Annotated in this window: 17 protein-coding genes; 7 read left to right on the top strand and 10 right to left on the bottom strand. The window is 66.3% G+C overall.

Features of this window, described 5'->3' with window-relative positions:
• Positions 1-77 precede the first annotated feature (77 nt).
• Positions 78-1,358, top strand: a complete 1,281-nt coding sequence (locus tag C477_RS10820; RefSeq protein ID WP_008894528.1) for an MFS transporter — start codon at positions 78-80, stop codon at positions 1,356-1,358.
• Positions 1,359-1,553: 195 nt separating this feature from the next.
• Here the strand turns inward: C477_RS10820 and C477_RS10815 are convergent, their stop codons facing one another.
• The 3 genes from C477_RS10815 to C477_RS10805 all read right to left on the bottom strand — a co-directional run bounded on the left by C477_RS10815 (position 1,554) and on the right by C477_RS10805 (position 5,991).
• Positions 1,554-3,227, bottom strand: coding sequence for an outer membrane protein assembly factor BamB family protein (locus tag C477_RS10815; protein ID WP_008894527.1), 1,674 nt, complete (start codon positions 3,225-3,227; stop codon positions 1,554-1,556).
• A 254-nt stretch (positions 3,228-3,481) separates the two neighbouring features.
• Positions 3,482-5,746: a CDC48 family AAA ATPase gene (locus C477_RS10810; protein ID WP_008894526.1), complete on the bottom strand. Its 2,265-nt coding sequence runs from the start codon at positions 5,744-5,746 to the stop codon at positions 3,482-3,484.
• Entirely contained in the window at positions 5,743-5,991 is a 249-nt protein-coding gene (locus C477_RS10805) for a DUF7127 family protein (RefSeq protein WP_008894525.1), read from the bottom strand. The genes C477_RS10810 and C477_RS10805 overlap by 4 nt, the downstream gene beginning before the upstream one ends.
• Before the next feature lie 221 nt (positions 5,992-6,212).
• On the opposite strand from C477_RS10805, the gene C477_RS10800 reads away from it, so the two are divergent.
• Entirely contained in the window at positions 6,213-7,004 is a 792-nt protein-coding gene (locus C477_RS10800; protein ID WP_008894524.1) for an alpha/beta fold hydrolase, read from the top strand.
• Positions 7,005-7,118: 114 nt separating this feature from the next.
• Here the strand turns inward: C477_RS10800 and panB are convergent, their stop codons facing one another.
• Positions 7,119-7,931: a 3-methyl-2-oxobutanoate hydroxymethyltransferase gene (panB, locus tag C477_RS10795; RefSeq protein ID WP_008894523.1), complete on the bottom strand. Its 813-nt coding sequence runs from the start codon at positions 7,929-7,931 to the stop codon at positions 7,119-7,121.
• 141 nt (positions 7,932-8,072) lie between these two features.
• Here panB and C477_RS10790 point away from each other — a divergent pair, with 141 nt between their 5' ends.
• Complete coding sequence (locus C477_RS10790; RefSeq protein WP_008894522.1) at positions 8,073-8,306, top strand: DUF5822 domain-containing protein; 234 nt, start codon at positions 8,073-8,075, stop codon at positions 8,304-8,306.
• A gap of 4 nt (positions 8,307-8,310) precedes the next feature.
• Here C477_RS10790 and C477_RS10785 read toward each other — a convergent pair whose 3' ends face one another.
• From C477_RS10785 to C477_RS10775, 3 genes are all read right to left on the bottom strand, one after another.
• On the bottom strand, positions 8,311-8,850 hold the full coding sequence (locus C477_RS10785) for an HAD family hydrolase (RefSeq protein ID WP_008894521.1): 540 nt from the start codon (positions 8,848-8,850) through the stop codon (positions 8,311-8,313).
• Positions 8,851-8,906: 56 nt separating this feature from the next.
• Complete coding sequence (locus C477_RS10780; RefSeq protein WP_008894520.1) at positions 8,907-9,902, bottom strand: restriction endonuclease; 996 nt, start codon at positions 9,900-9,902, stop codon at positions 8,907-8,909.
• An 84-nt stretch (positions 9,903-9,986) separates the two neighbouring features.
• Positions 9,987-11,168: an acyl-CoA dehydrogenase family protein gene (locus C477_RS10775; protein WP_008894519.1), complete on the bottom strand. Its 1,182-nt coding sequence runs from the start codon at positions 11,166-11,168 to the stop codon at positions 9,987-9,989.
• Between the two features lie 146 nt (positions 11,169-11,314).
• On the opposite strand from C477_RS10775, the gene C477_RS10770 reads away from it, so the two are divergent.
• Positions 11,315-12,466 (top strand): twin-arginine translocation signal domain-containing protein, encoded by a 1,152-nt coding sequence (locus tag C477_RS10770; protein WP_008894518.1) that lies wholly within the window; start codon positions 11,315-11,317, stop codon positions 12,464-12,466.
• Here the strand turns inward: C477_RS10770 and C477_RS10765 are convergent.
• The 3 genes from C477_RS10765 to C477_RS10755 form a co-directional block, all read right to left on the bottom strand.
• Entirely contained in the window at positions 12,422-13,369 is a 948-nt protein-coding gene (locus C477_RS10765; RefSeq protein WP_008894517.1) for a dihydrodipicolinate synthase family protein, read from the bottom strand. The genes C477_RS10770 and C477_RS10765 overlap by 45 nt on opposite strands.
• Before the next feature lie 140 nt (positions 13,370-13,509).
• Positions 13,510-14,187: a helix-turn-helix domain-containing protein gene (locus C477_RS10760; RefSeq protein ID WP_008894516.1), complete on the bottom strand. Its 678-nt coding sequence runs from the start codon at positions 14,185-14,187 to the stop codon at positions 13,510-13,512.
• A 362-nt stretch (positions 14,188-14,549) separates the two neighbouring features.
• Positions 14,550-15,821 carry an HAD family hydrolase gene (locus tag C477_RS10755; RefSeq protein ID WP_008894515.1) on the bottom strand — a complete coding sequence of 424 codons (1,272 nt, stop codon included), beginning with the start codon at positions 15,819-15,821 and terminating at the stop codon, positions 14,550-14,552.
• Between the two features lie 125 nt (positions 15,822-15,946).
• Between C477_RS10755 and C477_RS10750 the strand changes: the two genes are divergently transcribed.
• From C477_RS10750 to C477_RS10735, 3 genes are all read left to right on the top strand, one after another.
• Positions 15,947-17,044: a glucose 1-dehydrogenase gene (locus tag C477_RS10750; protein ID WP_008894514.1), complete on the top strand. Its 1,098-nt coding sequence runs from the start codon at positions 15,947-15,949 to the stop codon at positions 17,042-17,044.
• Positions 17,041-17,691 carry a transcriptional regulator GfcR gene (gene gfcR / locus C477_RS10745; protein ID WP_008894513.1) on the top strand — a complete coding sequence of 217 codons (651 nt, stop codon included), beginning with the start codon at positions 17,041-17,043 and terminating at the stop codon, positions 17,689-17,691. Before C477_RS10750 ends, gfcR begins: the two co-directional genes overlap by 4 nt.
• Before the next feature lie 284 nt (positions 17,692-17,975).
• Positions 17,976-18,311 (top strand): hypothetical protein, encoded by a 336-nt coding sequence (locus tag C477_RS10735; RefSeq protein WP_049914488.1) that lies wholly within the window; start codon positions 17,976-17,978, stop codon positions 18,309-18,311.
• The last annotated feature ends 59 nt before the right edge of the window (positions 18,312-18,370 follow it).

Below are 18,370 nucleotides of genomic sequence, written 5' to 3'. Positions count from 1 at the left end.
CTAAGACACGTTCGCGTCCCGTTTCCGAGTCCTGAAGTAGCCGGACGCGAACCGGTCGGTATCGACTGATCGACGAGATGACGCTGAACGACAACGATCGATCGATCGCGGCCTTCGCGATGCTCGCCCACGCGACCGTCCACTGGTTCGAACTGGCCATTCCGATCTTTCTGGTCGTCTGGCTCGAGACGTTCGAGATCTCCATCGCGGCCGCCGGCGTGGTCGTCGCCGTCGGCTACGCGCTGTTCGGCATCGGCGCGTTGCCGGCCGGACTGCTCGCCGATCGCTACGGACCGAAACGGCTCGTGCTGGCCTGTCTCGTCGGCATGAGCCTCTCGTTTGCCACGCTCGCGCTCGCGACGTCGATCTACGCCATCGCGGTCAGTCTGATCCTGTGGGGAATCACCGCGAGCGTCTACCACCCCGCCGGCCTCGCGCTCATCAGCACCGGCGTCGAGGAGCGCGGGACGGTCTTCGCCTGGCACGGCATCGCCGGCAACGTCGGCATCGCGCTCGGTCCGTTCGCGACCGCGACGCTGTTGCTCGTCCTGGACTGGCGGGTCGTCGCCGTCGCGCTGGCAGTGCCCGGCGCGCTCGCCACGCTGTACGGGCTCCGGGCCCGGTTCGATCCGACCGCGGCCGTCGCGGACGACGGGTCGGCCGCCGACGGATCGAACGACGCGCTCTCCGCGGGCGAGTTCGTTTCGAACACCCGATCGCTGTTCACCGGCTCCTTCCTGCTGGTCTTCGCCGTCGTCACGGTCGTCGGCCTCTACTACCGCGGCGTCCTCACCTACCTGCCGGAACTCCTGAACGGGCTCCCGGCGATGGAGGGGATCGAACCGCCGGCCGCGCTCGAGGAACTCTCGCTGGGCGACTACGTCTACGTCGCGCTGCTCGTTGCGGGGATGGCGGGCCAGTACGTCGCCGGAAAACTGACCAGCCGCGTCTCCGTCGCCCGCGGGCTGGTGGTGGTCTTCGTCGGCCTCGCGATCATCGCCGTCGCGTTCGTCCCGGTGTCCGCGATGGGTGTCGCGTCGATCCTGCTGTACTGTACCGTCCTGGGCTTCGCCTTGTTCGCGATCGAACCGTTCTACCAGGAGGCCGTCGCGGTCTACACGCCCCCGGACGCCCGCGGGCTCTCCTACGGCTACACCTACCTCGGGATGTTCGGACTCGGCTCGCTCAGCATCGCCCTCGGGGGCTTCCTGCTGGACCACGCGACAACGGCGGCGCTGTTCGCGACGCTCGCGGTAATCGCGCTCCTCGGCGCCGTGATCGCGCTCAAACTGCTGGTCGGACCGGCGCCCGGCAGCGAGTCGGCGTCGACGGAATCGACGACCGCTGCCGACGACTGACTAGGTGCGAGAGGGAGGCCGTCGTGGGCGGCCCGACTCGAGTCAGCGGCCGAATTGGGTCGTCTTCGTTCGAAGTCCAATAACCGCCCAGTACAGGGAATCCGGGTCGTCGGACACGGTGAAAACGTACACGGCGAGGCGAGGATCCCGATACGTTGTTCGGTGATCTCGTTCTGGTTTGCCCGACGGGGTCCCTTACTCAGACGGTTCGTTCACGTCGGTCGATTCGTCGGTGCCGGCCTTCCGGCGCAGCCACTCGAGGCCGAGTGTCCCGCCGAGAAGTCCGGCACCGGTCGTGAAGCCGGGCACGTTGTCGGCGTCAGTGTCGTTCTCGGCGTCCGTCTCGTTTCCAGCGTCCGTCTCGTTTCCAGCGTCCGTCTCGTTTCCAGCGTCCCCATTTCCGGCGGTTCCGTTCACGATATCGCCGTCATCGTCATCGACAGACTCTCCGTTGTCGCCACTGGATCCATCGTCGTCTTTCCCGGATCCGCTGTCATCGCTCCCGGTTCCGCTGTCATCGCTCCCGGATCCGCCGTTGTCGTCAGCCGGATCGTCGTCCGGACAGGGGCACTCGTCTTCTCCCGTGTTGCTGTTGTCCTCGCCGTCCTGCTGATCGTCTCCCTCGTCGTTTCCGCCGTCCGTGTCGTTCTCGTCGCTCTCGTCGGGCTGGTCGTCCGTGTCGGTTTCTTCGCGAAGCGCCACGAGATCGCCGTCGTGTTCGACATAGATCGTCTCGCCGCTAATCGCACGGATCGATCCGACCGGCGCCTCGTCCCTCGAGAGCGCCCACTTCACGGACCCGTCGTACTTGTTCAGGGCGACGAGTTCCTCGTCGTAGTCCCGCCACTCGGGATCTGGGGGGCCCCCGTCCCGAGTGAAATACACGAGCACGGTTTCGCCGCTGATGACGGCTTGCCCGTACGTGTACATAACGTCTAGACTCCAACTGTATTCGTCGCCGTTGATCGAACTGCCGGAGTACCCGTAGTCGCCACCGCCGACGTGGATCTCCTCGCCGAACGCTATTTGTCCGTACCCGATGTCGACGGACTCGCCCGTTTGAGCATCGTGCAACCCTACCTCCCGGGAGCCACTGGCGTCGTACCCGACCGCTGTCGACGTCGCATAGATGGCACTGGTCCAAGAGGCGGGGAAACCTCTGGTCCGCCAGAGTTCGACGCCGGTCTCGGGCTCGAGAGCGATCGGTCCTTCACTCGTGACGCTGTAGATCGCGCCGTTCGCCGCGGCGGTCGCCGCAACGAACTCGTGCTCATCGTCGTCACTGCCAACCGATTCTTTCTTCCACCGAACCGAGCCGTCGTCGGCCTCGAGCGCGTACAGCGTGCCGTCGACGACGGCGTACACGCCGCCGTAGGCGACCGTCTGCCAGATGATCCCCGCCTCGGGATCGAAGTCGCTCTTCCAGCGGACGCTTCCGTCCGACCGGTCGAGCGCCACGATTTCGTCACCAGTGACGAAGACGGTCTCGCCGGCGACCGATGGGTCGCTCGCGTCCACGTCCGCGTTCGCCCAGACGACGGTGCCGTCCGCGGCGTCGAGCGCGACGACGCCGTCGTCGGTCGACGCGTAGACCGTCTCGTCGGCGACGGCGACGGGATCCCCGCCCGCACCCTCGACGGACCACGCGGCCTCGAGTGCTCCCTCGTCGAACTCGTGGCCGTCCGCGACGTATCTGGCGTGACCGGGATCGCCTCGGTGTGACGGCCAGTCTTCGTCCGGTCCCGGATCGCGATCCGGATCCGGAAGCTCGTCCACGTCGACCTCGGCTGCTCCGGCCCCTCCCGAAGCGAGTCCGGTTCCGATCGACAGCGCTGCACCAGTCGCCAGCACGGATCGTCGTTTCCACATAGTTACACGAGCCAGCACGAATACCAGTCATAACTGTATGTAGCAAATAAAATGTTTTAGTACGTACAATTCCCTCAAACGAGAATGGTTACACCCCCATCTCGTAATTAATCTTATCTTTTAGCTCTGCAAGCGTCTCGAACCCTCCCGCAGTCAGCGCTCTCTTGCGGGTTTTCAGACGCCCCGCTATCGAACGAGCGGGTCATCCGCTTAAAAATGAAAAACCGCGGCCGACGACCGCTGCGAGGTCGCCCTTACTGGAAGGTGCGGCCGAGCTGTTCCTCTTCCTGGGCTGGTTCGGCGGTGTCGAACTGCTCTTCGATCTCCTCGTACTGCTCGCGCGTTTCGGGGGTCACGCTCGGGTTGACCTCCTCGAGGGCGTGCTCGAAGTGCTCCTTGCTGATGCGGACGTTGCCGATGGTGTCGGCCATCTCCTCGGGGTCGACCGAGTTGATGAACTCGCGGCTGGCGGCCATCGAGGCCTCGCGGGTGACCGCTTCGATGTCGGCGCCGACGTAGCCCTCGGTCTCGCCGGCGAGCCAGTCGAGGTCGACCGCGTCGGCCAGGGGCTTGTCGCGGGTGTGGACCTCGAAGATCTTCTTGCGAGCCCCCTCGTCGGGAACGGGCACGTGGACGTGGCGGTCCAGCCGTCCGGGACGGAGCAGGGCCTTGTCGATCAGGTCCGGTCGGTTGGTCGTGGCGATCACGACGACGTCCTCGAGTTCCTCGAGGCCGTCCAGTTCGGTCAGCAGCTGGGAGACGACGCGTTCGCCGACGCCGGAGTCGCTCTGCTGGCGGCCGCGCTGGCCCGCGATCGAGTCGATCTCGTCGAAGAAGATCACGGTCGGGGCGTTCGCGCGGGCCTTCTCGAAGACCTCGCGGACGCCCTTCTCGGACTCCCCGACGTACTTGTTCAGCAGTTCGGGGCCCTTGATCGAGATGAAGTTCGACTGGGCCTCGTTGGCGACCGCTTTGGCGAGCAGCGTCTTCCCGGTGCCGGGCGGCCCGTACATGAGGACGCCCTTGGCGGCCTGCATGTCGAGTTCGTCGAACACCTCGGGGTAGTCCAGCGGCCACTGGACGTTCTCACGGAGGCGCTCCTTGGTGTCCTCGAGACCGCCGACGTCGTCCCAGGTGACGTCAGGGACCTCGACGAAGACCTCGCGCATCGCCGAGGGCTGGATGCCCTTGAGCGCCTCCTTGAAGTCGCCCTCGGTGACCTCGAGGGTCTCTAAGACCTCGGCGTCGATTTCGTCTTCCTCCAGGTCGAGGTCGGGACGGATGCGCCGGAGGGCGTTCATCGCGCCCTCGCGGGTGAGGCTCTCTAAGTCGGCCCCGACGAAGCCGTGGGTATTCTCGGCGTACTGGTCGAGGTCGATCGACTCCTGGAGGGGCATCCCGCGGGTGTGGACCTGCAGGATCTCCTTGCGGCCGTCCTTGTCCGGGACGCCGATCTCGATCTCGCGGTCGAATCGGCCGCCGCGCCGGAGCGCGGGGTCGATGTCGTCGATGCGGTTGGTCGCCGCGATGACGGTGACGCGACCGCGCTCCTCGAGCCCGTCCATCAGGCTGAGCAGTTGCGCGACCACACGCCGTTCGACGTCGCCACCGGCGTCTTCGCGCTTGGCGGCGATCGAGTCGAGTTCGTCGATGAAGATGATCGCGGGAGCGTTCTCCTCGGCCTCTTCGAAGACCTCGCGGAGCTGCTCCTCGCTCTCACCGTAGTACTTCGACATGATCTCCGGGCCGGAGATCGTCTCGAAGTGGGCGTCGATCTCGTTGGCGACGGCCTTGGCCATCAGGGTCTTCCCGGTGCCCGGCGGGCCGTGCAGGAGGACGCCCTTCGGCGGCTCGATGCCGAGCTGCTGGAACAGCTCGGGGTGGCGCATCGGCAGCTCGATCATCTCGCGAACCTGGTCGAGCTCGTTGTCTAAGCCGCCGATGTCCTCGTAGGTGACGTTCGGGACCCCCTCGGTGGAGGCGCCGCTACCCGAGCTCACCTGCTCTGCGGGCGTCTCGGAGATCTCGATGTTCGTCGAGTCAGTGATGACGACCGTGCCCGACGGCGAGGTGCTCGCGATCTTCAGCGGCACCGACTGGCCGGAGCTGGCCATCGGACCGAACGAAAGCGAGAACGGCACCGTCTGGCCCTCGGTGACGGCCTGCCCGGACAGCTTGTCGCGGACGAGCGGCCCGATGTCTCCGCGAATGCGGAGGTTCTGGGGCAGCGCGACCGTGACCGACTTGGCGGGGTTGACGTCGGCGGGCTCGACGCTGACGTTGTCGTCGATCCCGACGTCGGCCTCCTGGCGGAGGCGGCCGTCGATTCGGATGATCCCCCGTCCCTCGTCCTCCGGGTAGCCGGGCCAGACGCGCGCGACGGCCTGGCTGTCGCCCGCGCCATCGATTACGATGTAGTCGCCGTTCTCGAGGTCGAGCTCGCGCATCGAGACGCGATCGATCGCGGCGAGTCCGCGGCCGGCGTCCTTCTGTTTCAGTGGTTTAACGGTGAGTTTCATAGATCGCCCTCCACTTCGACAGTCAGGACCCCGTTTTTGATAAACGTGTGCGCGTCGTCTGCACCGTTCGGTAGCTCGAGGTCGTACTGCTCGTCGCCGAGGACGACGATGACCGTGTCATCGACGAGATCGACCGTCGCGTCGGCGTTCTCGCTACCGAAGTCGACGGCCAGCACCGTCGCGTCGTCGTACTCGTACCGGCGGGCTACCTGCCCCTCTTCGCGAGTGAATTGTTCGAGTGTCATCTTTCAACTAACCCAAAGTAAGCTCTAGGAGTATATAAATGTTTCGTCGACAAACCCAGGGACGGCGTCGGGGTTGGTTCGAAAACGGTTGTTCGTAGTTCACAGCGGAGCGGTCGGATCCGGACGGCCGTTGTTCGGTCGCGCGGTTCGAACGGGCCCGGGCCGACCGGACGCCCGACCCGGATCGAGTCTTTATCCCTGTTCCTGTCGTTCGACTACGTATGGAGACGGTATCACACCACGGCCGAGAGACGGTCTACGAGGTCGCCGACCGCGGCGGGGACGGACCGCCGATCTGCTTCGTCCACGGGAGCGGCAGTTCGCGCGACGTCTGGTCCGCCCAGCACTGCCTCGCCGATCGCAACCCGGTCGTCGCGCTCGATCTGAGCGGCCACGGCGACTCCGACGACATCGACGCCCGCGCGGGCTACGCGACGCTCTCGGCGTACGTCGATGACGTGCTGGCCGTCCTCGAGGCGACCGACAGCCGCGTGCTGGTGGGCAACTCGCTGGGCGGCGCGGTCGCCCTGCAGCTCCTGATCGAACGCGACACCGATCTCGACGCGGCGGTGCTCGTCGGCACCGGCGCCCGGCTCGGCGTCTTAGAGGACTTACTCGACTGGCTGGCCAACGACTTCGAGCGCGCGGTCGAGTTCCTCCACGGCCCGGATCGGCTCTTTCACGACCCCGAGCCGGAACTCGAGGAGGAGTCGAAGAAACAGCTCCGCGAGACCGGCCAAGCGGTCACCCATCGGGACTTCCTGACCTGCCACGGGTTCGACGTGCGCGACGACCTCGGCGCGATCGACGTCCCCGCGCTGGCGCTCTGTGGCGAACACGACCAGCTGACGCCGCCGTGGTACCACGAGTACCTCGCCGAGGAGATCGACGACGCCTGGATCGCGGAACTCGAGGACGCGGCCCATCTGGCGATGGTCGAGCAACCGACCGCGTTCAACGCCGCACTCGGCGAGTTTCTGGATATCGTCTTCGAGCGAGGCGACGCGGCGTAGGCGGCCGGCTCTCGCTCGAGATCGACCGGAATCGGAGCGACGAATCGATGAGTCGGAGAATCGACGGCGCGACGACTCGCGTTCGCGGTCGATACCGAGTCACAACCGATCCGTTCAGTAGAGGTCCTCGAGGTCGCTCTCCTCGTGGCTGTGTTCTGCGGCCGGGAACGCGCCGGATTCGACGGCGTCGACGTAGTCGTCGACGGCTGATTCCATCTCCGCGCGGACGTTACCAAATTGTTCGGAGAAGGAGGGCGTCCACTCGCTGATGCCGACCGCGTCGTCGAACACGAGCACCTGCCCGTCGCAGTTCGGGCCGGCGCCGATACCGATGGTCGGAATATCGAGCGCCTCGGTGATCTCGGCCGCGACGTTCGACGGCACGTGCTCTAAGACCAGCGAGAACGCGCCGGCTTCCTCGTGTTCGATCGCGAGTTCGAGCATCCGCTCGGCGGCCGCCTGATCGGTCCCCTGCCGGGGGTAGCCGCCGTACTGGTTGACGTGCTGGGGCGTCAGGCCGAGGTGGGCCATCACCGGAATCCCGAGCTGGACCATCTTCTCGGTGAGGTCGACGGTGTGGGGACCGCTCTCGAGTTTGACCGCCTGCGCGCCCTCCTCTTTGAGCATCCGGCCGGCGTTCTCGATGCTCTCGCTCTCGTCGACGCCGAAGGAGAGGAAGGGCATGTCGGCGACGACCAGCGCGTCGTCGGTGGCCCGCGAGACCGCGCCGACGTGGTGGGCGATCCCGTCGACGGTGACTGGAACCGTCGTCTCGTGGCCCAGCACCACGTTACCGACGCTGTCGCCGACGAGAATGATGTCGACGCCCGCGTCGTCGACGATCTCGGCCGTCGGCGCGTCGTAGGCCGTCAGCATCGTGATCGGTTCCTCGCCCGCCCGCTCCCTGACGTCCCGTACGGTTGGCATACGCACAGGTTCGTCGCCGACGATTAAATGGCTCCGTTTCCGACGCACGCACGGCGGGTCGTGGATAGCCGACGGCGGTCAGCGACCGTAACGGCGACGAAATACGCGGTTATTAAGAGGGCCGGGCCGCCACTGTCTGCCGTGCCCGAACGCGTCGAAACGACGAACCCGGAGGGAGTCGACTACGGCTGGGTGATGCAGGTCACCTTCGTCGCCACGATCCTCATCGGCGCGCCGATCGTCGCCTTCCTCTCGATAAACGCCGACCTGCCCTCCTGGGGCGCCCGCGCGGAGTTCGCGGTCCGCGTCGGCGCGCCGATCTGGTTCTGTACCGCCCTCATCGTTTTCGCGTACGCGAAGCGCAACCAGGCCTGACCACTCAGACGCCCGAGGGGCCGTCGCCGACGAACTCGAAGGCGACGCCCGCCCGTTCGGCGGTCAGCCGATCCCGGTCGGAATCGCCCACGAACAGCGCCCGTCCGGGCTCGGCGCCGAGTTCGCCGACCGCCTCGAGCAGCGGTTCCGGATCCGGCTTTCGGGTCGCGACCGTGTCCCGGCCGACCACCGCGTCGACCGCCTCGGCGAGGCCGTGTTCCTCGAGGGCGATCCGGCAGGCCGCCTCGCAGTTCAGCGAACAGACCCCGACGGGGACCGCCTGCTCGAGGAGTTCGTCGGCGTGGGCCAGCCGCGGGGCCGTTTCGGCGCCCGTGCGCTCGTGGGCCGCGATCGTCGACTCGACCTCGGATCCGAGGCCGACGTCGCTCGCGGCGTCGAGCAGTTCCCACAGCTCCCGGCTTGGCGGCTCGATATCCGCGGCTTCGTAGACCTCGAGGACGTCGGCGGCGACGGCGTCCCAGTCGACGTCGAGATCGGCGAGCGTTCCATCGAGATCGTAGACGACGGCGTCGTAGTCGGTCACGCGTGCTGATACGACCGGGAAGGGAATATACTGTTCGCCGTCGATCCACGGCGAAGCTACCGATACGATTCCGGCTCGAGGCCGTTCACGTCGAGGAGATCGCAGAGGCTGCGCCCGTCGATGAGTTCGACGCCGGTCGCGTCGTCGGCGAACCGCTCGGCGGGAGTCGTGAATCCGGAACTCGTGACGAGAACCGCGCGGTCGAACTCGCTCCGTGCGGTCTGTCCGGCGACCTGCTGCGTCTCGGGACCCGTCGCCGACGTCTCGAGATATCGCTTGACCTGGATGGCGATCCGTTCCGTGTCGGTCGCGGCGACGACGTCGATCCCGCCGTCCGGCCCCGCTCCGGTCTCCTCCGTTCGATATCCCATCGCGTCCCAGAGGTCAGCGACGAGGGACTCGAATTCGAGGGGGTCGAGCGATTCGAAATGGGTTCGTTCCCACGAGCCGGTCGGCTCCGTGGCGGGGGTATCCTCCTCGAGTCGCGCCGTCGCCCACGCGGCCGCCTCGCGGACGTATTCGGACTCGTCGCGGAGTCGGTCCTCGAGCGCGTCTCGAGCGTCGTTCGACTCGAGGGTCCCGAGCGCGAGACACGCCGTTCCCCGAATCCGCGCGTTCGGATCGTCGAGGCAGGCCCGGAACGCGTGGGTCGCGCCGCCGATCGCGTACGGCACCCGGACGGCGAGGTGGTAGAGACAGCGAAGGGCCAGTCCTCGTTTGAGGTCGTTTCCGCTGGTCAGCAAGGCGAGCAGGTCGTCGACGTGATCCGCGAAGGCCTCGGGTGGCTCCTCGGCGACCGCGCTGAACGTGATCAGCGTTCCCTCCGCGAACCCGTCCGACGTGCGCAGTTCGCGGAAGAACGCCGCCGGATCGTCGACGAACAGCGCCGGCTCGTCCTCGAGGAACCTGTAGACGGCCAGCGTGAGCCGTTGGTGTAGTTCGTCGTCGTCGACCGCGTCGGCCGATTCCTCCAGTTCTTCGAGGAGTTCGCGCGTTCGCTCCCCGTCCGCGGCGCGTTCGAGCGCCGCTTCCGCGCGCTTGCGAGTGGGCATTCGTCCGCAATCGTCGCCGAAGGTGAAAGAAGGCCGCGTCTCGCCCGTAGTGCAGTCCGTCCTCCGTCCCGGTCTCGGATTGGCTCACTCGAGTAGCTCTCGAGCGATCACGGTCTTCTGGATCTCCGTGGTCCCCTCGTAGATCTCGGTGATCTTGGCGTCCCGGTAGAAGCGCTCGACCTCGCCCTCGGTGACGTAGCCGTAGCTGCCGTGAATCTGGACGGCCTCGTTCGTGACGAACATCGCCGTCTCGCTCGCGAAGTACTTGGCCATGCTGGCCTCGAGCGCGCCCGTGCCGTCGGTTTCGTGGCGCGTCCGGGCGGCGTCGCGCGTCAGCAGGCGCGCGGCCTTCGTTCGGGTGGCCATCTCGGCGAGTTTGTGTCGGATCGACTGGATCTCCGCGATCGGGTCGCCGAACTGCTCGCGCTCCTGGCTGTAGGCCAGCGCCTCGTCGAGGGCCGCCTGCGCGAGGCCGACCGATTGCGCGGCGATGGCGATCCGCCCGCCGGTGAGGATGTGGAAGGCGGCGGAGAGGCCTCGGCCCTCCTCGGTGAGCCGGTTTTCCGCCGGAATCCGGACGTCGTCGAAGGTCAGACTCGTGGTGTCGCTCGCACGGAGGCCGAGTTTGTCCTCCTTTTCGCCGACGGTGAGGCCGTCGACGTCGCCGGGGACCAGAAACTGCGTGACCGAGTCCGGGTCGTCGCGGTCGGTCTTCGCGAAGAGGATGTAGACGCCGGCGCGTTGCCCGTTCGTAATCCACTGTTTCTCGCCGTTAATGACGTACTCGTCGCCGTCTCGAGTAGCTTCAGCTTCTCGAGGATCAGCCGAGGTTTCCTCGGCGGAGTCTCGTCTGGCCTCGGTCGACATCTCGGCCGGGTTCGACCCCGCGTGGGGCTCCGAGAGCGCGAACGCACCGACCGGCCGACCGTCGGCCATCTCGGGTAGCCAGCGCTCCCGCTGGTCCTCGCCGCCGAACTCCGCGATACAGGAGGTCGCCAGCGAGTGGACCGATAGCGCCGTCGCCACCGCCAGTGCGCCGTAGGCGACCTCCTCGTTGACGATCGCGGCGGTGATCGGATCGGCGTCGTAGCCGCCGTACTTCTCGGGGACAGTCAACGCCGTCAGGTCCAGTTCGGCGAGGCCGTCCCAGATCTCCTCGGGGAACGACTGGCTCTCGTCGGCCTCCCGCGCAACCGGTCGGATCTCTTCCGCGGCGAACTCGCGGACCGTGTCCCTGATCGCGGCCCGTTCGTCGGACTCCTCCATACGGGCCGGACGACCGCTGGACACATAGTCACCCCCGTCGGTCCATCGACGGGCGCCACAGATTGGTTATTAATATGATTGGTAAACTATGGACAAATAAAAGTAAACCGGAAATACTATCTGGAGTTACTGTAACTGATAGTGTAATGTCTGAGGACATCTCCAGACGGAACTTCCTACGAACTAGCAGTGCAGGCGCGGCCGCGGTCGGTCTCGGGGGACTGGCCGGGTGTACGAGTAGCCTCCCGTTCGTCGGCGACGGCGGCGCGTCGAACGCCGACGTCGACTCGTGGCTCGTCGCCCCCTCGTTCACGGACCTCTTCCGGGACGACGAACTGTCGAACGATTACGAGAGCGCCGAACTACAGAGCAACGAGCAGCGAAACCGAACGTTCAACGGCGTCGTCCCCCAGGCCGTCTTCGACAACGAGGAGGAACTCCTCACCTACTGGCCGCTCCAGCAAGGGTCCGACCGGCGGAGCAGAGTCGGTGTGAGCGCGAGCGACCTCGATTGGCAACTCTCCCAGCGCGTGAACTACGAGTTCACGTACTCCTACAACACGGGATACAGAGACAGGGAACGGACGGAACGGCAGTCGCTCACTGTCGCCACGTTTGCGGGGTCGTTCGACCCCGCGACCATCGAGGAGAACCTGAACGACTGGGCCGACGGTCAATTCCCCGAGGACAGCGACAACGGCCTCGAGAGCGCCGGCGAACGCGAGGGGTTCGATCTCTACGAGACCGATGGACGAGCCTTCGGCGTCAGCGACGAGTACGTCGTCGAAGCGGACGGCGACGGCTATCTCGATGCGACCGCCGCGCTCGAGGCGGCGATCGACGCCCACGCGAACGCGGACGGGCGCTGGTCCGAGACGGACGACGGCGAGGCGTTGCTGTCGTCGTTCGATAACGGACATATGGACGACTCGACCGTTCACGAGTCGGCCGAGTCACGGCTGAAGACGCAGTTGGGGCTACCCAGTGACACCGACCTCGACGACCTGTCCGACGAGGAACTCGCCGATCGGAAGAAGGCCAACGACTTCGGCGACTGGGAGGAGGGGTTGGTCGGGACGGCGACCGCGCACGAGTTCGACGGCGACTCGACCGATCTCCGCAAGGTCTACCTGTACGAGAGCGAGGGCGCCGCCGACGCGGACACCCTCGACGACTACGTCGATTCGAACCGCGACATCGGCGACGAGTTCGCGACGCTCGAGGACTACTCGATCGACACGGACGGCCGGACGCTACTGCTCACCGGAACCGTTCGAACGAGAGCGCTCATCCTGTAACTCGAGCGCCTCGAGTCGCTCGCGCAGTTCGTCGGCCGACGCCTCGTCTTTCAGCCGGAGGGGACTCCGGAGCGGCCCGGCGTCGAATCCCCGGAACCGCAGAGCGGTCTTGACGCCGGACATGTACCCGCCGCCGTGTTTGAACGCGTCGCGGACGTCGAACACCCGGCTCTGCAGTTCGCGGGCGCGCTCCTCGTCGCCGTCGTCGTAGGCTTCGTAGACGTCGACGACGAGTTCCGGGAAGACGTTCGCGACGGCGCTGACGAGACCGGAACAACCGATCTCCAGCCCCGTAAACAGCAGCGAGTCCGACCCCGCGAGGAAGGTCAGGTCGGGATGGGCGTCGATCGCCTGGGCGAGCCAGGGAACGTTCTTGCTCGAGTCCTTGACGCCCGCGAGATTGTCGATCTCGGTGAGTTCGGCGAGCGTCTCGAGGGCGAGTTCGTTGCCGGTCTTGCTGGGGATGTGATAGACGTAGACCGGCAGAGAGACGGCCTCGGCGACGCGCCGGTAGTGGGTGAGCGCGGCCTCGTGGTCGACCGGATAGTAGTAGGGCGTGACGACGACGATGCCGTCGGCGCCGACGGACTCGGCGTGTTCGGCGTGTGCGATGGTCTCGTAGGTACTCGGCGCGCCGACGCCGGCGATGACGGGGACCTCGCCGCCGACTTCGTCGACGACGGCCTCGACGACGCCCCGTCGTTCCTCGCCGGTCAGCAGCGGGAACTCGCCGTTGGTTCCCAGCGGGAAGACGCCGTGGACGCCCCGGTCGACGACGAAGCGGGCGTGTTCGGCCGTCGTCCCGTAGTCGACCGATTCGTCCTCGTGGAACGCGGTGACCGTCGGCGGGACGACGCCGTGGAGATCCAGCGGGTCGTCGGCTCCGGGTTCGTGGTGTGACATAGCCGTTCATCCGCCGTGAACGGCCATAAAAGACAGCCTTACGGCACGTTCGATCGACGGGATGGTTCCGGGCGTTAGAATCAGCGATCCCGCGTTCCGACGCCGTTTGGCGCGATCCGCACGCTGATTCGGCCGGACCGCTACTCGGTCGCCAGTTCGCCCGTCGGCTCGTCGAGTTGCTCGCTGGCGAGCACGCGGTTGGCCCGACGGAGCCGCTCGGACAACGCCTGGTGAGAGATATTGAGTTCGTTAGCCAGTTCCTCGAGCGAAATCTCCCGCGGGACGTCGTAGTAGCCCTGACGGTAGGCTTCGGCGATCGCCTCCTGCTGGGGCTCGGTCAGCGCCGCGGTCGTCTCGAGGTCCTCGTCCTGGCCGGCCTCGACCATCCGGCGGACGTCGACGCGAGCGCCCTGTTCCTCGATGGCCGAGACGGCGTCGGAGAGTTCCTCGCGCTCGGGGAAGAGCAGTCGGAGCGTCCACTGGCCCTCGCTGACCTGCGCGTCGAGTAGCGTGCCGCCGTTGGAGTAGACCGCACAACAGACGGAGCCGACGTCCTCGCCGTACTGGAGGCGGTAGAACCACTCGTCGTCGTCGGTGTTTTCGAGGAGTTGCTGGTAGTCGGCGACGGTGGGATCGTCTTCGAGGGCCTCGTCGATCGCGTCGGGATCGACGTTCGAGAACCAGACGAGAGGCGTCGTCCGCACCGGTCCCTCGGCGACAACGCTTTCGACGCGGACCTCCATCTCCGGCAGTCGCTGTAACGTCTCGGCGAGCGCGAATTCGTCGGTCGAAAGCGTGAGCTCTGCGATCGTCGTCATCGGTCGATCACCCCGTCGGTAGAGCTCGAGTCCGGTCGATGAACGATGCCGTTGTCGTACGTGTGTGGGGACCCGAATCGTCTCATAATTGCCTCGCCGATCCACGTCAGGGGTGGCGAGAGCGCCTGTCGGCACTCGGCGATGCCGGCGTGCTCGTCGGCGCCACACCCGCTCGGATCGTGCTACCACTCGATAGCGCTCCCGTCCGGTTGATGAGCAGGCTTTTGTCTTCCAGCCGTTTAAGACAGCTGCTCACCGTCGATGACGGTCAGCACGTCGGAGCTGTTAGGGCGGCGGAACGATCGGTCGCACCCGTCCGACGCGAGCCACGAGAGACGACTACGTCGACTTCCGCTCCCGACTCAATCGAGTCGCGCCAGTCTGTTCATCGCATATATCGTCCGCAGCACGTCCACGCTCTTCCCGCGGTCGAAGACGAGTTCGTCGGTCTCGAGGACGTGCTCTAAGGTGTCTTGGGAGGCATGTTCGGGCGCCGCGGCGATCCCCGCGTCGTGTTCGTCGGCCCATTTCATCACGCGCAGGTCGCTCTTCGAGTCGCCCATCACGAGCGAGAACGGGTCGTCGACGCCCAACACGTCCAGCGCGCGCTCGACGCCGACGACCTTGTTCAACTCGAGGCTGCCGATCTCGGCCGCGTCGGCCTCGTAGTAGGCGACGTCGATCCGGTCGAGGACGTCAGTCAGCGGCTCGGGGACGGCGTCGCCATCGAGGTCGGGATAGCCGCCCTCGCTCTCGAGGACGCTCCTGATTTCGGGGTCCTGATCGGCGTAGAAGGCCCGCGTCCAGTCGGTGACCGTCTCGCCCGCGAGCTCGATCGCTCCGTCGTCGCGCGACGCTTCGAGGGCCGTGCCGACGGCGTCGGCCAGCAGGTCGATCAGGTAGACCAGCGCCGCATCGATGGTCTCCCGGGCCTTCGCGGAGCCGGTCTCGTAGTTGGGCTTCATCGTGACGTTGAACTCGTTGCCCTGCAGGTGACAGCCCCGCCGGAGGCCCTCGGGAGCCTCGGGAAGCACCCGCGCACGAACGTCGTCGAAGACGTCCCGGATCTCGGCGTCTAACTCCTCATAGAGCAGTTGCTTCGTGTCGGCGCCGTGGCCCGGCGTGAACACGCCCGTCCCGGCCTCGTAGACGATCGAGAGGTTCCCCGAGTGGACGATCTCGCTGCCCAGCCCCTGGATGGCGAACCCCTTGACGTTCTCCAAGGTCTGGCCGGTACAGATGACGATCGGGACGCCCGCCTCGTGGAACTCCGTCAGGACGTGGAGCGTGTCGCGGGGGATCTCGTTGTCCGTTCCCCCCGCGGAGCGCAACGTCTCGTCGACGTCCAACACGAGGACGTTGACCGCGCGGCCGTACTTGGCCTCGAGGTCCAGCGCGGTGAAGGCCTGATCGCGGTCGGCGCGGGCGGCGACCTCCGCGAACGTCTCGCCAGCCGCGAAGTCGCCGCGGATCTCGTCTTTCCGCCGCTCGAGTTCCTCGTTGGCGCCCTGCCAGTGCTCGAGTGCGACGCGGGAGTCGATCGCCGGGAAGACGTCGACGAACGCCTGGTACTCCCGCAGCCGGTCCGTGTCGTACTCGTCGTAGAGCCGATAGACGAGATCGTATCGTTCCATGAGAGCTACTGACAGGAGCAGCCGGATAATCGTTTTCAGTGCCGGCGACGACGCGCGAACGGGAGCCCTGTGTTTTTACTCGAATAGGAATAAATACTTAGTCCTGCGGTGCGTAGGCAGTTCACATGAAAGCTATCGCAGTTGAGCCCGGGGCGGGGACGCCGTCGTTGATCGACCTACCCGTTCCCGAACCAGCACCCGGCGAAGCCCTCGTTCGGACGCTCCGCGTCGGCGTCGACGGCACCGACGACGAGGTCATCGCCGGCAGTCACGGCGGCGTCCCCGACGGCGACGACCGCCTCGTCCTCGGTCACGAGGCCGTCGGCGTCGTCGAAGATCCCAACGGCACCGACCTCGAGGAGGGGCAGTACGTCGTCCCGACGGTGCGTCGACCGCCGGCGGGAGTAGAGACGAACGACTACTTCGAGCGCGGCGAGCCCGACATGGCGCCCGAGGGAGCGTACGTCGAGCGCGGAATCGTCGGCGCCCACGGCTTCATGGCCGAATACTTCACGAGTCCCGCCGATTGCCTCGTACCGATCTCCGCCGACCTCGCGCCGGTCGGTTTCCTCGTCGAGCCGATCAGCATCACCGAGAAGGCCATCGAACACGCCGCCGCGGCGCGGTCGGCGTTCGACTGGCAGCCCGAATCCGTGCTCGTCCTCGGTAACGGCTCGTTGGGCCTGCTGACGGCGGCGATGTTCCGGACGACGATGGGATACGACCGGGTCTACTGTCTGGGCCGGCGCGACCGACCCCATCCGTCGATCGCCATCCTCGACGAACTCGACGTGACGTACATCGACTCCCGCGAGACGCCGGTCCCGGAGATTCCCGAGGTCCACGAGCCGATGGACGTCGTCTACGAGGCCACCGGCTACGCGAAACACGCGTTCGAGTCGATCGAGGCGCTCGCACCCAACGGCGTCGCCGCCCTGCTGGGCGTCCCCGGTGACTGGAGCTTCGAAGTCGAGGGCGGTCGCCTCCACCGCGAGCTGGTCTTGCACAACAAGGCCGTCGTCGGCAGCGTCAACTCGAACCGCGATCACTTCGCGTCGGCCATCGATACGATGGCTGGCCTGCCGTCGTGGGTCATCGAAGACGTCGTGAGCGGCGTCTACGGCCTCGAGGAGTACAAACGAGCGTTTTCGGACCCGACCGACGACGCGACTGCCGACGACGACACGACTATAAAAACGGCCGTCGAATTCAGTCACATATGAAAAACGTCGACGACCTCATCGAGAGCGCGGCCGAGCTCGCAGCCCGGGGCCTCTCGAAGGGAGAGATTGCGGACGAACTGAACGTCTCCCGGGAGACGGCGAGCTGGCTCGTCGAGCGCAGCGACGCAACGACACAGCCCAGCGACCGACCGCAGAACGGCACCGCGAGCCCCAGCGGCCCTCAGGACATCCACGTCGATTGGTCGGCTATTGGCCGGGACAGCAAACGCATGAGCGCGATCGCGGAGGCGATGGCCGACATGCTCGCCAAACACGGCGAGGACGTCGATCTGACGATCGGCATCGAGAAGGCCGGCGGCCCCATCGCGACGCTGGTCGCCCGGGAACTCGAGACCGACCTGGGAACGTACACCCCCGCGAAACACCAGTGGGAGGAGGGCGACATCGATGAGTTGGGCGGCACGTTCAGCCGGAACTTCGCGGGCATCCGCGACCGCGAGTGCTACATCGTCGACGACACGATCACCAGCGGCACGACGATGCGCGAGACCATCGAGGCCATCCGCGCGGAAGGCGGCGAACCGCTTGCCTGCGTGGTCCTCGCGGACAAGCAGGGCGTCGAGGAACTCGAGGGCGTCCCCGTCTACTCGCTGCTACAGGTCATCAGCGTCGGCAAGGAGGAGTGAGCGAACCGACCGGTCGCGTTCGCCGCGCCGTCGCGACTCGGAATCGAGAGCGGCCGCCGGGTCAGTAAGGGTTCGTTTTCCGATTCGACGTCGCCGAGTCGGTGCGCCGGATTTCGCCCGAACCGGTCGCCTCGGTCGCGCGTCCACGTCGTCTCGGTCGGTCGATACCGGCTCGACGACCGCGCCTCGATCCGGGCCGCGTAAACACGCGTTGGTATCAGCGCCTCGCGGCTAGGCTCCACATTCTCTTGACTCTCACTCGCCGGCAATCTAGCGAGGCCACAATGACGACTCAACCTACTCGCAGACGAGTGATCGCACTGAGCGGCGCAGTCGGTCTCGCGGCGCTGGCCGGCTGTGGCGATGGTGGTGGTGGTGGCGGTAACGGTGAAGATCAGGAGGAGCCGGCGGCGCCGGAAGACAACGAATCGGAGACGCCGGAAGAAAACGAGAGCGAGGAGGAGAACGGTTTCGCGACCAACGAGACCGAGGACAACGAAACGAACGAGACTGACGGCAACGAGAGCGACGGCAACGAAACCGACGGCAACGAAACCGGCGGCAACGAAACCGGCGGCAACGACTCCGAAGAAAACGAAACGAACGGCGACGGCGAATAACGCCGTCGAGGTACGTCTCCGTCCCGAATCGGATCGCACTGCCCACGGACTTCGCCATG

It is taken from the genome of Haloterrigena salina JCM 13891 (assembly GCF_000337495.1).
In the GTDB taxonomy this organism is placed as follows: Archaea; Halobacteriota; Halobacteria; order Halobacteriales; family Natrialbaceae; genus Haloterrigena; species Haloterrigena salina.
This window is presented reverse-complemented; position numbering and strand designations above follow the sequence as displayed.

Coding starts and splice junctions, on each gene's coding strand:
- C477_RS10820 (WP_008894528.1), top strand. CDS start 78: ATGACGCTGAACGACAACGATCGATCGATCGCGGCCTTCGCGATGCTC.
- C477_RS10780 (WP_008894520.1), bottom strand. CDS start 9,902: ATGCCCACTCGCAAGCGCGCGGAAGCGGCGCTCGAACGCGCCGCGGAC.
- C477_RS10735 (WP_049914488.1), top strand. CDS start 17,976: ATGACGACTCAACCTACTCGCAGACGAGTGATCGCACTGAGCGGCGCA.
- C477_RS10750 (WP_008894514.1), top strand. CDS start 15,947: ATGAAAGCTATCGCAGTTGAGCCCGGGGCGGGGACGCCGTCGTTGATC.
- C477_RS10765 (WP_008894517.1), bottom strand. CDS start 13,369: ATGTCACACCACGAACCCGGAGCCGACGACCCGCTGGATCTCCACGGC.
- C477_RS10755 (WP_008894515.1), bottom strand. CDS start 15,821: ATGGAACGATACGATCTCGTCTATCGGCTCTACGACGAGTACGACACG.
- panB (WP_008894523.1), bottom strand. CDS start 7,931: ATGCCAACCGTACGGGACGTCAGGGAGCGGGCGGGCGAGGAACCGATC.
- C477_RS10775 (WP_008894519.1), bottom strand. CDS start 11,168: ATGGAGGAGTCCGACGAACGGGCCGCGATCAGGGACACGGTCCGCGAG.
- C477_RS10815 (WP_008894527.1), bottom strand. CDS start 3,227: ATGTGGAAACGACGATCCGTGCTGGCGACTGGTGCAGCGCTGTCGATC.
- C477_RS10760 (WP_008894516.1), bottom strand. CDS start 14,187: ATGACGACGATCGCAGAGCTCACGCTTTCGACCGACGAATTCGCGCTC.
- C477_RS10810 (WP_008894526.1), bottom strand. CDS start 5,746: ATGAAACTCACCGTTAAACCACTGAAACAGAAGGACGCCGGCCGCGGA.
- gfcR (WP_008894513.1), top strand. CDS start 17,041: ATGAAAAACGTCGACGACCTCATCGAGAGCGCGGCCGAGCTCGCAGCC.
- C477_RS10770 (WP_008894518.1), top strand. CDS start 11,315: ATGTCTGAGGACATCTCCAGACGGAACTTCCTACGAACTAGCAGTGCA.
- C477_RS10800 (WP_008894524.1), top strand. CDS start 6,213: ATGGAGACGGTATCACACCACGGCCGAGAGACGGTCTACGAGGTCGCC.
- C477_RS10805 (WP_008894525.1), bottom strand. CDS start 5,991: ATGACACTCGAACAATTCACTCGCGAAGAGGGGCAGGTAGCCCGCCGG.